12 protein-coding genes and 1 pseudogene are annotated in these 15,765 nt (G+C 65.1%); 4 read left to right on the forward strand and 9 right to left on the reverse strand.

Translation table 11 applies throughout. The annotated features are described in order from the left end of the window. Positions 1-106 precede the first annotated feature (106 nt). Entirely contained in the window at positions 107-1,786 is a 1,680-nt protein-coding gene (locus tag B0G71_RS34745) for a GMC family oxidoreductase (protein ID WP_116149140.1), read from the forward strand. Between the two features lie 80 nt (positions 1,787-1,866). Here the strand turns inward: B0G71_RS34745 and B0G71_RS34750 are convergent, their stop codons facing one another. From B0G71_RS34750 to B0G71_RS34775, 6 genes are all read right to left on the reverse strand, one after another. Then, positions 1,867-3,294 (reverse strand): aldehyde dehydrogenase family protein, encoded by a 1,428-nt coding sequence (locus tag B0G71_RS34750; protein ID WP_116147610.1) that lies wholly within the window; start codon positions 3,292-3,294, stop codon positions 1,867-1,869. Between the two features lie 25 nt (positions 3,295-3,319). Further along, positions 3,320-4,114, reverse strand: coding sequence for an ABC transporter permease (locus B0G71_RS34755; protein WP_116147611.1), 795 nt, complete (start codon positions 4,112-4,114; stop codon positions 3,320-3,322). After that, on the reverse strand, positions 4,111-5,019 hold the full coding sequence (locus tag B0G71_RS34760; RefSeq protein WP_116147612.1) for an ABC transporter permease: 909 nt from the start codon (positions 5,017-5,019) through the stop codon (positions 4,111-4,113). The genes B0G71_RS34755 and B0G71_RS34760 overlap by 4 nt, the downstream gene beginning before the upstream one ends. After that, positions 5,016-6,353: an FAD-binding oxidoreductase gene (locus B0G71_RS34765; RefSeq protein ID WP_116147613.1), complete on the reverse strand. Its 1,338-nt coding sequence runs from the start codon at positions 6,351-6,353 to the stop codon at positions 5,016-5,018. The genes B0G71_RS34760 and B0G71_RS34765 overlap by 4 nt, the downstream gene beginning before the upstream one ends. Positions 6,354-6,357: 4 nt before the next feature. Continuing rightward, a complete protein-coding gene (locus B0G71_RS34770; protein WP_116147614.1) occupies positions 6,358-7,071 on the reverse strand; it encodes an HAD-IA family hydrolase in 714 nt (237 codons plus the stop codon). A 65-nt stretch (positions 7,072-7,136) separates the two neighbouring features. Beyond that, on the reverse strand, positions 7,137-8,216 hold the full coding sequence (locus B0G71_RS34775; protein WP_116147615.1) for an ABC transporter ATP-binding protein: 1,080 nt from the start codon (positions 8,214-8,216) through the stop codon (positions 7,137-7,139). 101 nt (positions 8,217-8,317) lie between these two features. Between B0G71_RS34775 and B0G71_RS34785 the strand changes: the two genes are divergently transcribed. Together B0G71_RS34785 and B0G71_RS34790 are read left to right on the forward strand one after the other, a co-directional pair. After that, complete coding sequence (locus tag B0G71_RS34785; protein ID WP_116147616.1) at positions 8,318-9,289, forward strand: LysR substrate-binding domain-containing protein; 972 nt, start codon at positions 8,318-8,320, stop codon at positions 9,287-9,289. A 247-nt stretch (positions 9,290-9,536) separates the two neighbouring features. Next, positions 9,537-11,021: pseudogene (locus B0G71_RS34790) on the forward strand (esterase-like activity of phytase family protein). A gap of 62 nt (positions 11,022-11,083) precedes the next feature. Here the strand turns inward: B0G71_RS34790 and B0G71_RS34795 are convergent. Then, on the reverse strand, positions 11,084-11,701 hold the full coding sequence (locus B0G71_RS34795; RefSeq protein WP_258875725.1) for a TetR/AcrR family transcriptional regulator: 618 nt from the start codon (positions 11,699-11,701) through the stop codon (positions 11,084-11,086). A 191-nt stretch (positions 11,702-11,892) separates the two neighbouring features. On the opposite strand from B0G71_RS34795, the gene B0G71_RS34800 reads away from it, so the two are divergent. After that, positions 11,893-12,669: an SDR family NAD(P)-dependent oxidoreductase gene (locus tag B0G71_RS34800; protein ID WP_116149144.1), complete on the forward strand. Its 777-nt coding sequence runs from the start codon at positions 11,893-11,895 to the stop codon at positions 12,667-12,669. A 58-nt stretch (positions 12,670-12,727) separates the two neighbouring features. Here the strand turns inward: B0G71_RS34800 and B0G71_RS34805 are convergent, their stop codons facing one another. Continuing rightward, complete coding sequence (locus B0G71_RS34805; RefSeq protein ID WP_116149146.1) at positions 12,728-13,693, reverse strand: D-2-hydroxyacid dehydrogenase; 966 nt, start codon at positions 13,691-13,693, stop codon at positions 12,728-12,730. An 18-nt stretch (positions 13,694-13,711) separates the two neighbouring features. Continuing rightward, positions 13,712-15,760 (reverse strand): transketolase, encoded by a 2,049-nt coding sequence (gene tkt, locus B0G71_RS34810; RefSeq protein ID WP_258875727.1) that lies wholly within the window; start codon positions 15,758-15,760, stop codon positions 13,712-13,714. Positions 15,761-15,765 lie beyond the last annotated feature (5 nt).

Consider the following 15,765-nt stretch of genomic DNA (forward strand, 5'->3'; position numbering starts at 1 on the left):
CGCGCGCGAGTCGAGGCCGTTGAACGCCAACGCGCCGAATTGCGCGCGCAACGCTGAGCGCTTGTCGCGCGTCCCGCACGGCTCATCGTCTGCGCACTCATCGAACGTGATCGACTATCTGATTCTCGGCGGCGGCTCGGCCGGTTGCGTGCTCGCCGCGCGCCTGTCGGAAGATGCCGGCAAGACCGTCTGCCTCGTCGAGGCCGGCCGCAATATCTCGCGAACGGATATGCCCGAGGCAGTGCGCAGCCGCTATCCCGGCCGCGCCTATCTCGACACCGCGAACATCTGGCGGCGACTGAAGGCATGCATGAGCGCCCCGGCTGCGCCGCGCCGTTACGAACAGGCGCGCCTGCTCGGCGGCGGTTCGGCGATCAATGCGCTGATGGCGAATCGCGGCGCGCCGGCCGACTACGACGAGTGGCACGCGCTCGGCGCGCACGGCTGGAACTGGAGCGCCTGCCTGCCGTACTTCCGCAAGCTCGAAACCGATTGCGACTTCGACGGTGCGCTACATGGCAAGAGCGGACCGGTTCGTATCCAGCGCGCGCCGTGGGCGCGTATCTCGCCATTCGTGCGCGCGGTGCTCGCCACGCTCGACGCACGCGGCCACCCGCGGCGTGACGACCAGAACGGCGAGTGGCAGGACGGCACGTTCATTGGATCGATCGCGGTGAGCGCAGCCGGCGAACGCATCCCGACCTCGGTCTGCTATCTCGACGACGCCGTGCGCGCTCGACCGAATCTCACGATCCGCACGCACACGCTCGTCGAGCGCATCCTGTTCGACGGCAAGCTCGTGATCGGCGCGCGCGTGATCAGCCAGGACGGCCGCAACGAAACGTTGCGCGCCAAACATGTGATCGTCTGTTCGGGCGCGATTCACAGCCCCGCGCTGCTGATGCGAAGCGGCATCGGCCCGGCAGCCGAGCTCGCCGCGCTCGGTATCGAGGTGGTGGCGGATCGAGGCGGTGTCGGCGGCAATCTGATGGAGCATCCGTCGATTGCCGTGTCGGCGTTTCTGCCGCGCGCTTCCTGCACGTTATATCCGAACGAGCATCACGAGCAGGCGATCGTGCGTTTCTCGTCGGGGGTGAGCGGGGCAGTGCCCGGAGACATGCACGGTGCGATCCTGTCGCGCTCGGGTTGGCATTCGGTCGGCCACCGGCTCGGCACGATCTTCTTCTGGGTGAACAAGTCGTACTCGCGCGGCCGCGTGAGTCTCGCGTCGGCTGATCCGAAAGACGAACCCATCGTCGATTTCAACATGCTCGCCGACGCGCGCGATCTCGAACGGCTGAAGCTCGCGCTGCGCTTCGGCGCGCGCACACTCGCCGATCCGATGATGGCGAAGCACCGCGCGACGCTGCTGCCTTCGAGCTATTCGCCGCGTGTCGCGAGCGTGGCCGTGCCGGGCGCGTGGAACGCATTGCAACGCGGCATGCTGAGCCTGCTGCTGGACATTGCCGGACCGTTGCGCGCGTGGCTGGTGCGCAGCGTGGTCACACAAGGCGTGACGCTAAACGATTTGCTCGCCGACGATCACGCGTTGACGCGCTTCGTGACGCGTTCCGTGGGCGGCACCTGGCATCCGTCCGGAACCTGCCGCATGGGCGCGGCCGACGATCCGCTCGCTGTCTGCGACCCGCGCGGCGCGGTGTATGGCGTCAGCGGCCTCTACGTGTGCGACGCGTCGCTGATGCCGTCCATACCGTGCGCGAACACGAATGTGCCGACCATCATGATCGCGGAGCGGATTGCGGACATGTTGCGCGGGCGTATGTGAATGCAATGACGGGCCGTCGCGTTGCAGCGCGGCGGCCCGTCAAGCATCAAGCGATGAACGGTCTAATCGGCGCCCGGCGCTCAGTCGCCGAATCCGACAATACCCTTCACTTCAAGAAACGCCTCAAGTCCCCATTCGGCGTATTCGCGTCCATTGCCCGACTGCTTGTATCCGCCGAACGGCGAGCCCGCATCCCATGACGGATAGTTCAGATACACGCTGCCCGCACGAAGCCTGAACGCCACGCGCCGCGCGCGCTCCAGATCGGCGGATTGAACATAAGCCGCGAGTCCGAAGGGACTGTCGTTCGCGATCGCAATCGCTTCTTCCTCGTCGCGATACGGCATGATCGCGAGCACCGGGCCGAAGATCTCTTCGCGCGCGATCGTCATGGAAGGGCGCACATCCGCGAAGACCGTCGGTTGCACGTAATAGCCGCGTTCCAGACCCGGCGGACGCCCGAGGCCACCCGCCACGACTTGCGCGCCTTCGTCGATGCCGGCCGCAATCAGCCGCTCCACACGCTCGAATTGCACGCTGCTGACCACCGGTCCCATGGTCGTGCGCTCGTGATCGGCGGGGCCGACACGTTGCGCCTGCGCCGCGCGCCGTGCGATCTCCACGGCTTCGTCATGGCGCGCCGCGGGCACGAGCATGCGCGTCGGCGCATTGCACGACTGGCCGCTGTTGTTGAAGCACGAGTTGACGCCGGCCGTCACAGCCGCTTCGAAATCGACGTCGTCCAGCAGAATGTTCGCGGACTTGCCGCCCAGTTCCTGATGCACGCGCTTCACGGTCGGCGCCGCGAGCTTCGCTATCTCGACGCCCGCGCGTGTCGAACCGGTGAACGACACCATATCGACATCGGGATGCGCCGCGAGCGCCGCGCCGACAGTCGGCCCGTCGCCGTTGATGAGATTGAACACGCCTGGCGGCACGCCTGCCGCGTCGAGTATCTCCGCGAACAGCAACGCATTGAGAGGCGTGACTTCGCTGGGCTTGAGCACCATCGTGCATCCGGCCGCAATGGCGGGCGCGGCCTTGCAGACGATCTGATTGATCGGCCAGTTCCATGGCGTGATCAGCGCGACCACGCCGACCGGTTCGTGATTGACGAGCGTCGTGCCCTTCCTGCGCTGCCACGTGAAGGTTTCGCACGTGCGAATCAGTTCTTCGAGATGCCGCCGCCCGATGCCCGCTTGCCACGCACGCGCCATCGCGCGCGGTGCGCCGAGTTCGCGCGAGATCGTGTCGCCCATTTCGTCCTGACGTTCGAGAAATACTTCGAGAATGCGGCGGATCAATGCGAGGCGTTCGGCCGGCGTGGTCTGCGAGAACGACACGAACGCGCGCTTCGCGGCGGCTACCGCCCGATCCACGTCAGCGGGCGTCCCCATCGCCACTTCGGCGATGGCTTGCTCGGTGCAGGGATCGACGACGGCGCGGCGTGCGCCGGTGGACGGCTCGACCCATGCGCCATCGATATAAAACTTCAGTGCGTTGAGCATGTAGTCACGTTTCTTCAGAGAGAGGTTAGGCGCGCGCCGCGTTGGAGCGGCGGCTCACCACGACGATCATTACGAGGCACAGCGTCAGCGCGGTCAGCATCGTGCTGATCGCGGCGATGGTCGGATCGATCTCGTCGCGCAGCGTCACGAACATGCGGCGCGTGAGCGTCTGGTTCGAACCGCCCGACACGAACAGCGCGACCACCGTTTCGTCGAGCGCCTGAATGAACACGAACACCGCGCCGGAAATGACGCTTGCCTTGATCTGCGGCAGCGTCACCGTCATGAAACTGCGAAAGCGATTCATGCCGAGACTGCGCGCGACCATCTCTTGCGTGCGGTCGAAAGTGCGCAGATCGGCGCCGACCGAAATCAGCACATACGGCAGCCCGAGCATTGTATCGGCGAGAATCAGGCCGCCGAGCGTATTGACGTAGCCGGCCTGAGAGTACACGAAGAACACGCCGACCGCGACGATGATGATCGGCACCATCAACGGCAGCATCAGCAGGGTGCGCAGATAGCGCATGATCCAGTGCGTGCCGTTCTGGATCGCGTAGGCGGCGGCCACGCCGAGCGGCGTGGCGATCAGCGCGGCGCAGATCGAAGCACTCAGCGTGGTGCGCGCCGCGTCGATCCATGCGGGATTGTCGAAGAACGAGTGATACCAGCGCAGCGAGTAGGCGGGCGGCGGGAAGGTCATGAAGCGCGTGTCGGAGAACGACAGCGGCACCACGATCAGCACCGGCACCATCAGGAACAGCAGAATCAGCACGACGCTCGCGCCGAGGACGATCCGTCCGAACGGGAGTTTGTTCATTTCGCGCCCAAGGTCTTGTCGAGTGGCACCACGCGGCTCGCGGCATAGAAAATCGCGAACACGCAGATCAGCAGCACAACGCTTACCGCACTCGCCGCGCCCCAACTGTTGTAGATCTCGACGTTGCGGCTCACCACCATCGACACCATGATCGACTTGCCGCCGCCCATCAGTTCAGGCGTGATGTAGAAGCCGAGGCACAGCACGAACACGAGCGTGACGCCGGCGAACACGCCGCTCAGCGACAGCGGCAGGAACACGCGCAGGAATACGTGCAGCGGCGAGCCGCCGAGACTCGCACCGGCTTGCGAAAGATTCGACGGGATTTTCTGCATCGCCGAATAAAGCGGCAGCACCATGAACGGCAGCAGGATATGCACCATCGCGATGACCGTGCCGAACTGGTTGTAGGCAAGCTGCACTGGCCGGTCGACGAGTCCCGAGGCGATTAGCGCCTTGTTCACCAGCCCCGTGCGCTGCAACAGCACGAGCCACGCATAGGTGCGCACGAGTACGCTGGTCCAGAACGGCAGAATCACCATGCCGAGCACAAGCGCGCTCAGCTTCGGCGGCAGCGAGGCGGCGAAGTACGCCACCGGATAGCCGAGCAGCAGCGTGATGACGGTCACGATAATGCTCAGCTTGAACGTCAGCAGAAACGTATCGAGGTAAGCGCCGGTCAACATGCGCCGGTAGTTTTCGAGCGTGAAGCCGTCGTGATAGATGGACTGCCACGACAGCCACGCGAGCGGCACGACCAGCAGCACCACGATCACGAGGAGCGCCGGGGTCATCAGGAGAAGCATCGTGCGGTCCTCGCGGCGTTGATAGCGCGCGGCGGGATCGGACTCGGTGGCCTGCATCAAGGTGGTTCCCTGGAGCATCCGTTTGGCGGTTGTCATCATGCACCTACGGCGTCGAGAAACTGATACCACGCCGCGACGAGTCTCACACCCGGCGCGCGCAGCGAATGGAAGGGCACCGGCCGCAGACCGGGCGCGCCGAGCAGTGAAAGCTCGGGCGTTTCGCCGAGCGCGAGCGCGGCGGCATGCTGGCCGAGCAGGCTCGCCATCGCGACGCCTGCCCCGTTATACCCCAGACAAAAGGTCGTGGCGTCGTCGCTGCGTCCCACATGCGGCAGCGAATTGAACGTCATGCCCACATAACCCGACCAGCGATATTCCACGCGCAGGTCTGCGAGATCGGGAAAGAGCGCGACCATGGCGCGCTGCAGCGCGTCGAAGCCGGTTGTTTGCCCTTCCTTGCCGAACGCGTCGCGTCCGCCGAACAGCATGCGGCCGTCCACTTTGCGGAACCACTTCATCATGCGCCGCGTTTCGGTGTAGCTGCGGCGCTCGACCATCAGGCGCGCGTCGAGGTCGGCGGGAAGTCGCTCGGTGGCGATCATCGCGCTGCGAAACGGTACGAGTTCGCGCTGGTACGGTGCGGTGGCGTCGGTGAGATCCGAATACGCATTGGTCGCGACGATGACCTGCTTCGCGCGCACCGTGCCGCCGGGTGTGCGCAGCGTCACGCGCGGCTCGCCGGGCGCGCGTTGCATCTGCTGCACCGGCGTCGATTCGTAGATCGGCACGCCGCGCAGTGTGAGGCCGCTCGCGAGTCCGCGCACGTATTCGAGCGGCAAAATGGTGCCGGCGTCCGCGCTCAGCACGCCGCCGACAAAGCCCTTGGAACCCGTCTCGCGTTCGATGTCGGCACGCGATTGCGCGGTCATGGAGGTATCGCCGAGATTCGTGCGAACCCAGTCGGCTTCAGCGCGGATCGCGGTGAGCGCGGTCTCCGTGTGCGCGCAGCGCAGGCTGCCGGTGTGTTCGAAGCGGGCACCCGCCAACTGGAATTCATCGACCAGCGTCTCGACGACCCGCACGCCGTCGTGCGCGAGACGATGCATGCGCTTCGCGGTTTCGAGGCCGTGCAGCTTGTCGATGGTGGGAAACGACAGTCGGAACTTCGACGACACCACGCCGCCATTGCGCCCGCTCGCGCCCCAGCCCACCGGATTCGCATCGAGCACCACGCAGTCGACGCCGCGCTTTTGCAGCGTATACGCCGCGGCGAGCCCCGAGTAGCCCGCACCGATCACGGCGACCTCGACGTCGAGATCGTGCGTGAGGGGTACGCCGGTGCTGACCGCCGCAGCGGCGCCAGGCGATGCCGTCAGGAGCGCGCGCCAGAGCGAATCAGGCGCGGGCGTGGGAGGTGTCATCGGCGCGAGCATCGGCTCAGGCGGCGAGGTGTGCTTCGGCTTCGACAGCGTCCGCGAGCGCGCCGAGCGTCGCGAACTTGAAGGTCGGCGTGGTCACCGCTTCCGGCACGGGCGTGGCGCCGAAGCCCTTCACGTTCTGACGGCGTTCGATCCAGCAGGTCGCATAGCCGAGTTTCGTGGCGATGCCGATGTCGTGATACTGGCTCTGCGCGGTGTGCAGGATTTCGCCGAATTTGTAGCCGAACGCCGCCTGACGGCCGCGGTTGTACGCGAAGAATTGCGGGTCGGGCTTGGCCACGCCGGTTTCATCGCAGCAGACGGTGTCGTCGAACGGATCGCCGAGCGTGTGCGCGTAGGCCGAGAGTGCCACGCGGTCCGCGTTGGTCATCGCGACCAGGCGGAAGTGCTTGCGCAGACGCTTGAGCGCCGCGACCGAATCCGCGAACGCCGGCCATTCGAGCACGTCGCGCTGGAAGGCGGCGGCCGATTGTGCGTCGTCAGGCAGACCGAGTTCTTTCGCGAGCGACAGATAGACATTCGCCATTTCGTGGCTCGAACGGCCCGGATAAGCCGCACGGCCGCGCATGTACGGCTCGAAAATCTGGTCGTCGGTCAGGTCCTTCGCTTTCGGGCCGCCAATGCGCCTAACGGAGGCGAGCACGCCGCGCTCGAAGTCGATGAGTGTGCCGACGACGTCGAACGTCAGGACCTTGAAATCGGTGAGCTTCATGAAATCATCCTTTTGCAATGTGCGGTGAAACGGGGAGGGAGTGCCCCATGCGTGGGCGGAGAAAATCAGGCGGGCACGACGATCGTGTCCTGCGGGTCGAGCGTGACGCTCATCTGCGCGCCTGGCTCGGGAATGCGGCGGCGCGCGTCGTGGCCGCCGGGTTGCCTGAGGCTGATCGCGGTGCCGTCGGCGAGCGCGGCGAACACGCGCAGACTTTCGCCCTGATACAGCACCTCGGTGACGCGGCACGATAGACGGTTCACGCCGCCGTTGCCATCGCCGCCGCCGTCGATCACGAGTTTTTCGGTCTGCACCGCGAGCAGCAGTTTGTTGCCATGCGGCAGCGGATGCGCGGTGCGCAGAACGGTATCGCCGAGACGCACGGCGTCGTCGCCGGCGCGCGTCACGTCGAGCAGCGTCGCCTCGCCGATGAAGCTCGCCACGAAGGCATCGCACGGCCGGTCGTAGAGCCGTTCGGGCGTATCGATCTGCACCAGCCGGCCGTTTTTCAGCACGGCCACGCGGTCGCTCATGGTGAGCGCCTCGCGCTGATCGTGCGTGACATAGACAATCGTCGCGCCGAGCTTGCGATGCAGCCGCCGCAGTTCGATCTGCATGGTTTCGCGCAGCTGCTTGTCGAGCGCGGACAGCGGCTCGTCCATCAGGATCAGTTGCGGCTCGAACACCATCGCGCGGGCGAGCGCCACGCGCTGCCGCTGACCGCCGGAAAGCTGGCCGATGCCGCGGCTTTCGTAGCCGGAGAGTTCGACCATCGCCAGCGCGTCGGCGACTTTCTTCGCCCACGTGCCTTTCGGCTGACGGCGCGCGCGCAACGGAAACGCGACGTTCTCGCCGACACTCATATGCGGAAACAGCGCGTAGTTCTGAAACACGATGCCGATGTCGCGTTTATGCGGCGGCGCAAATGTAATGTCGCGCTCGCCGACCCAGACCGCGCCCGAACTCGGCTGCACGAAGCCGCCGAGAATGCCGAGCAGGGTGGTCTTGCCCGAGCCTGAAGGGCCGAGCAGCGAGACGAATTCGCCGGGGGCGATGTCGAGTGAAACGTCGTCGAGGGCCACCACCTGGCCATAACGTTTCGCTGCCGATCGGATCGAAACACCTGTTTTCGCTCGTGCGTCCATTGCGTCATGTCTCGCTGTAGAAGCCTGCGTTAGGGAAAATATAGGCTTCGCCTTTTTTGGCGGCAATTCCCAAATTGTTGGAGAAGGCATAACATCAGATCATGCCTAATCTCCGCAAAAAACTGCCGAGCGCCAATGCGCTGTTCGTGTTCGAAGCCGCCGCGCGCTGCGGCAACTTCACGCGCGCGGCGCAGGAGCTATATGTGAGCCAGCCCGCGGTAAGCCGCATGCTCGCGCGCATGGAGGACCATCTCGGCGTGCGGCTGTTCGAGCGCGTGCGCGGCGGCATCGAGTTGACCGAGAACGGCAAGATTCTGTATCGGAAGATCTCCGAGGGCTTCAACGGCATTGAAGGCGCGATCCGCGAGATCGAGGCGCGCGCCACCGGCGTGGAGTCGGTCACGCTGTCGGTGTCCACGGCCTTCACCACGCACTGGCTGATGCCGCGCATGAACCGGCTGAATCAGGCGTTTCCCCATGTCGACTTGCGGTTCCAGTTGATCTCGGGGCGCATCGGCGGGCCGCTCGTCGACGTGGATCTCGGCATGCGCTTTCGGCGCGAGGACGAAATCGGCGAGAACAGCGTGCTGGTCATGCCGGAGACACTGCTGCCGGTGTGCAACCGGCGCTACGACGAGATCGCGGCCACCGAGGCAGGGCGCGCGCACGGCGACACGGTGATCGTCATGGACGACGGCGAGCGCGGCTGGCATGAGCGCTTTGAAGCGTTCTCGGCACACGGCCGGCACGCCGCGAGCATGTTGAGTTTCAACGACTACGCGATCGTCGTGCAGGCCGCGTTGCTCGGCCAGGGCGTGGCGCTCGGCTGGTTGAACGTGGTGTCGCACTGGCTGCTGGAAGGCGCGCTTCAGCCGGCCGAACAGGAACTGATCGTCACCAACCGGCGCTGCTGTCTGGTGTGGCCGGAGAGCCGCCCGCTGCGGCCCGCCGCGGCGGACGTGCGCGACTGGATCATCGAGGAAACGCGCGCGGACGTGCGCGCGGTCGATCGGGCGTATCCGAAGTTGGGTTTGCGCCGTTCGCTGGCCGACGCAGGATTGGCGATCGGGTAAGGGCGCGGGCACCCATCGACCCTTCCGGCGCAGTGCAATGCTGCCGCCGTTGTCTCAAGGCTGGTTCCAGACGTCATTATTCGGTCACGAACCTCACGCAGTATTACCGGCGGCCTTCAATCGGCCGACGGCCCGCGGGCCGGCCCGCCTTCAACGTTTTTCGCACATCCACACGGACAAAAGCGCCCACGCACGACGCCGCGCGCCCGATCCGTCGACAAACAAGCCTTCCAATCAAGGAGACACCGTGTCCCGTTCAAGAATCTTTGCTCTGACGGCGATCGCTTCGTCGCTTTTCTTCGCAACGGCCGCGCATGCCGGCATCGATCTCATCGCGGTCGGCCAGCTCAGCGGCCTCGCCAGCGACTTATCGAAGGAAACCGCGGCGCCGCTGGAGAACGGCGTGGCGGGCAATCTGCTCGGTGGTCTCGGTTCAGGCATCGCTTACGCGGGATGCCATACGTTCGTCGCCGTACCGGACCGCGGCCCGAATGCGGTGTCGTACAACCCGGCGATCGACGACACCGCTTCGTATATCAACCGTTTTCAGACTTTGCGCCTGCGCCTGAAACCCGGCGCGAGCGGTGCGTCGCTTCCGTACACGATGACGCCGACCCTGCTCGCCACGACGCTGCTCCGCACCGACGACAGGCTGGTCTACGGCACAGGCGCTGCCGCGGGCGTGCCCAACGGCGCGCCCGCGCTCAACCGCCGCAACCACACCAACTACTTCACCGGCCGCTCCGACAACTTCGATCCGACACGCCTGTCGACGAACGACCGCGACGCGCGCTTCGATCCCGAAAGCGTGCGCGTGAGCAACGACGGCGACAGCGTCTTCATCTCGGACGAGTACGGCCCTTACGTGTACCGTTTTGATCGCCGCAGTGGCCGCCGGATCGACACGTACAAGCTGCCGGACGCGTTCGCGGTTGCCACACTGAGCCCGATCGGCAACGACGAAATCTCGGAGAACATCTCGGGCCGTGTCGCCAACAAGGGCATGGAAGGTCTCGCGATCTCGCCGGACGGCAAGACGCTGTTCGGCGCGATGCAAAGCCCGCTGATCCAGGATGGCGGCACGAAAGGCGCGTACACGCGCATCGTCAGGATCGACGTGCGCACCGGCAAGACGACCCAGTTCGCGTATCCGCTGACGAACATCGGCACGCCAGCCAAACCCAAATATCCGACCATTAGCGACGTGGTGGCCGTCAACGATCACGAAATGCTGATGGATGAGCGGGACGGCTAGGGTCTGGGCGATGACTCGACGGCCGTGTTCAAGAAGGTGTTTCATATCGACCTGAACGGTGCTCAGGACGTGGGCAACGCGAGCGGCGAGGTCGGCCTCGCGCCGTATGCGGTGCAAAAGACGCTGTTTGTGGACCTGGTCGCCGCGCTCACCGCCCACGGCTACAACGCGAACGATATTCCGGCGAAGCTGGAAGGTTTGGCATTCGGTCCCGATGTCGTGGTGGGCGGTGTGAAGAAGCACACCTTGTTCGTCGCCAACGACAACGACTTCTTAGGCACGATTACCGATACCAACCACCCGGCCGGTATCGCGAACCCGAATCAGTTTTTCGCCTTCGCGTGGGACCCGAGCGACTTGCCCGGTTACGTTGCGCAAAAATTGCCCGGCGTGGATGACGATCATCACGGCGACCACCGCCGCGACCACGGCGAGTCGGACCGCATGTGCGGCTTCGATCGCGACGACGATCATTGAAGTGCCGACGCGCGCCTTGTAGTTTTCGACGCGCATTGAGGCGACAGAAGGGCGGCGCAGGCCTATGCCGGCGCCGCTCCATCAAGCCAGGCTTCGGCGCCTTGCGCCACGATCAGATCCAGCGAGCCCGCCAGAATTGATCTGGCTGTTTGAGGGTCGTCGACAGCACGCGCCAGCGTCACTGCGCCGACGATGGTCGCGACAATGCCGAGCGCCAGGCTTTCGCTATCGCCGGCCAACGTCTGCGCGATGCGCGACGCCAGCTTGTGCACGTATTGCGTCAAACTCTCGCGAACCGCCGGCGCCGCGTGCCGCGCTTCGCCGGCAAGCGAGCACAACGCGCAGCCGTTGCCCGGATCCTTGATGTGTTTCTCGCTGAGAAACATTTCGGCGATCACGCGCAGCGGTTCTTTCTTCGCCGAGCCGTTCGCATTTGCCGCCGCGACAGTGGCGGCGATCCGTTTCTCGCTCAGCGCGACGGCATACTCCAGCGCCTCGACGATCAACGCGTCACGCGACTCGAAGTGACCGTAAAACGCGCCATGCGTGAGACCGGCGCGCCGCATGCAGTCCGCCACACCGAGCGCCTCGATGCCATCTTCCCGAATCTGCCGCGCCGCTGTTTCCAGCACACGCTGCCGGCTTTCTGCTTTTTGCGCCTGCGAGTAGCCCATCTCCATCACCCCTCTTGACAATCTGCATGATGAGCATAATACTGAAAATGTGCATGATGATCAACATGCAGAATGTTGGATGAGGGCATCTTTCGCGGATGTCCGCACGCGGCGGCGTTTGTTGGCCGCTTAACCGTTACAGGCGTCGCACGGCCGTGACTATCGGCGCGTTCGCGGCGCAATCAAGGAGAGAGATGATGCGTTTCTCAGGAAAGACAGCGTTGATTACCGGTGGGAATAGCGGCATTGGTTTCGTCACGGCGAAGCTGCTGATTGCCGAAGGCGCGAAGGTGGTGGTCACCGGCCGCGACAGTGCGAAGCTGGATCAGGCCGTGTCCGAACTCGGAGAAAACGCGCTGGGCGTGCGGGCCAATCTGGATAACGAAGCGGACATCGACGCGTTGTTCGAACAGATCAAGAGCAAATTCGGCACGCTGGACATCGTGTTCGCGAATGCCGGCATCTCGGGTCCGACGCCGCTCGGCGGCACGACGGCCGCGGCGTTCGAGGCCATTCTCCGCACGAATCTGACGGCGGTCTTTCTGACCGTGCAAGCCGCATTGCCATTGATGAGCGCGGGTGGCGCAGTCGTGCTGAACGGCTCGGTGATGCGTGAACTCGGCTCGCCTGGCTCGTCGGCGTACTCGGCCACCAAGGCCGGCATCACGGGTATGGCGAAGGTCTTCGCGTCGGAACTGGTGCAGCGCGGTATTCGCGTGAATACAGTGATCCCGGGCGGCACGCGCACGCCGATCTGGACGCGTGGCGCGCGCGAGGGCGCGACGCTCGACGGCACCGAACAGGCGCTCGCGCCGCGTGTTCCGATGGCGCGCCTCGCCGCTCCGGAAGAAGTCGCCGCAGCCGTGTTGTTCCTTGCTTCCACCGACGCGTCGGGAATGACCGGCGCGGAAATCGTCGTGGATGGCGGCACGATCGGGGCACCGTGGGGCGCGCCGATTTTCCGTCAGGCGTAAGCGGCATTCAAGGCAGGCAGCCGCGTCGCTCGACATGCAGGCGGCGCGGCTAGCAAGCTCAATACGCTCCGCTCACCAGATTCATCGGCGTATCGTTGACGAAGCTCTCGATGTTATCCATCAACTGATTCGCCAGACTCTGCTGCGCTTCATCCGACGCCCACGCCACATGCGGCGTCAGAATCACATTCGGCCGGCCGGCGGCGCGCAACAGCGGGTTATCGTCGGCGGGCGGCTCGCCCGCGGTCACGTCGAAACCGGCGCCGCTGATCAGCCCTTCGTCGAGCGCCTGCACGAGCGCGGCTTCATCCACGAGTCCGCCGCGCGCCGTGTTGATGATCAACGGCCGGCGCTTCATCGCGCGAAACTCGGGCATGGCGAGCATATTGCGCGTTTGCGGCGTGAGCGGACTGTGCACGGTGATGATGTCGCTCGTCGCGAGCACGTCGTCCCACGGCGTGTATAGCGGGCCGAGACCTTCGCGTCCTTTGTGCGCGGCGAACATCGGCTGCATGCCGAAGGCTTTGGCGAGTTCCGCTACACGCTGCCCCAGCACCCCTTCGCCGATGATGCCAAGCCGCGCGCCGGCCAGATCGTGAATCGCGTGTGTGAAGAAACAGAACTGTCCGGACTTCTGCCACTCGCCAGCGAGCACGTCGTCGCGATAGGCGACCAGATTGCGCCGCAGCGCGAGGATCAGCGCGAACGTATGCTCGGGCACCGTGTTGATCGCGTAGCCGCGAATATTGCTCACCGCAATGCCGAGCCGCTGAGCCGCCGCTTTGTCGACGCAATCCGTGCCGGTCGCGGCCACCGCAACGAGCTTCAGTTGCGGCAACTGCTCCAACACTTCCCCCGTCAGCGCCACCTTGTTGGTAATCGCAATCGACGCGCCGGCCAGACGCTCGATCACTTGCTCCGGCGTGGTGCGCTCGTGCTCGATCAACTGATGCTCGAAGCGCGGCTCGCGCAGCACGATTTGTGGCGCAAGGGTCGAGCGGTCCAGAAAAACGATCTTATGCATGGTCATGTCCCCGATGATTTACAGATGCCGCTTCGCTTCAGCGACGATATGCTGCGCAGTGATGCCGTAGTGCTCGTACAGCGTCTCCGCCGAAGCGGAAGCGCCGAAACCGGTCATGCCGACAAAGCCGCCGCGCTCACCGAGATAGCGGTCCCAGCCGAACCGCAACGCCGCTTCCACGCCGACTCGCACGGTGCCCGCGCCAAGCACGGCCGCGCGATAGGCGTCGTCCTGTTCGTCGAAAATCTCCCAGCACGGCATGGACACCACGGCCGTCGCGATGCCTTCGTCCTGCAACTGGCGGCGCGCCTGCACGGCCAATGCGACTTCAGAACCGGTTGCCAATAGCGTCACGACGCGCGCGCCGCCCTCAGCCTCTTCGAGTACATAGGCGCCACGTTGCGACAACGGCTCGGCGCTATGTTCCCGGCGCACCAACGGTAGCGCCTGGCGGGCGAACACCAGCGTGCTCGGCCCGCGCCGATGTTCGAGCGCGAGCGCCCAGCACTCGGCGGCTTCGACGGCATCGGCGGGACGCAGCACGCGCATGTTCGGCATCGCGCGCAGCGAGGCGAGAATTTCGACGGGTTGATGCGTCGGTCCATTTTTGCCGACGCCGATCGAATCGTGACTGAACACGTAGTGCACCGGCAGGCCCATCAGCGCCGCCATGCGCATGGCCGGACGCTGATAGTCGGAGAACGCCAGATAGGTGACGCTGGTCGCGATCACGCCGCCATGCGCGGCCATGCCGTTGGCCATCGAGCCCATCACATGTTCGCGCACGCCGCAGTGGACGTAGGCGCCGCTGCGGTCCTCGGCCGTAAAGGCATGCAGCTGACGCTTGTGGCCGGTGGGCGCTTCGAGATCGGCGCAGCCCACCATGCGTTCCGGCAGCAGCGGCGCGAGCAGATCGCTGATCTCGCCCGACACGGTGATGCCGGGCTGCGGCTCGTCGCGCTCCACGGCGCGTTTGCGGTAGTCGGCCAGCACGTCGCGCCAGCCGTGCGGCAGGTGGCCTGACTGGACCCGTTCGAACTCGTCCCGCTGCGCGGCGGGCAACGCGGCGAGACGTTCGTGCCATGCGTAGTACTGCGGGTCGCTACGCCGTCCTGCCGCGCGCCACTCTCCGAGAATCTCCGCGGTTATCTCGAATGGAGCGTGCGGCCAGCCGAGTGCGTCGCGGGCCGCGTCGGCGTCCGCCTGGAACAGCTTGCCGCTGTGACCGCCGCGCTGTCCTTGCAGACGCGCAATGCCGCGGCCTATCACGGTCTTGCACGCGATCATCGAAGGCCGCAGGTCGGCGCGGGCGATAGTCAATGCCGCCGACACCGCTTCGAGATCGTGTCCGTCGACCTCGATGACATGCCAGCCGCCGACGCGAAAGCGCGCGCAGACGTCCTCGCTGATCGAGAGGGAAGTGCTGCCGTCGTCGGTAATCCGGTTGTCGTCCCAGCAGAGGATCAGCTTGCCGAGTTGCAAATGGCCGGCCAGCGAAATCATCTCCTGGCCGACGCCTTCCTGCAGACAACCATCGCCGACGAATGCATACGTGTAGTGGTCGACAAGGCCGCTGCCGAATTTTGCCGCGAGATACGCTTCGGCGATCGCCATGCCGAACGCGTTGGCGATGCCCTGGCCGAGCGGACCGGTGGTGGCCTCGATACCGTGCGCGGGTTCGTACTCGGGATGCCCCGCGCAGTGCGAGCCGAGTTCGCGGAAAGACTTGATCTGTTCCAGCCCGATCGCGTCATATCCGGTCAGATACAACAGCGAATACAGCAGCAATGAGCCGTGGCCGTTGGAGAGGACGAAGCGGTCGCGGTCGGGCCAGGTCGGATCAGCCGGATTGAATTTCAGGTGGCGCGTGAACAGCGCGGTCGCGATTTCCGCCATGCCGAGCGGCACGCCCTGATGGCCTTCGCCGGCGCGCAGAATCGCATCGATGGAAAGGAAGCGGATCGCGTCGGCTAACGGCAAGGGCGCGGTTTGCGCAACCTGGACCTGCGGCGTGATCGAAGCAGGCGAAGCATTCAATGCGGCAGACGGGGCTTCGGTGGTGGACATGGCAA

Source organism: Paraburkholderia sp. BL27I4N3, assembly GCF_003386115.1.
Taxonomy (GTDB): Bacteria; Pseudomonadota; Gammaproteobacteria; order Burkholderiales; family Burkholderiaceae; genus Paraburkholderia.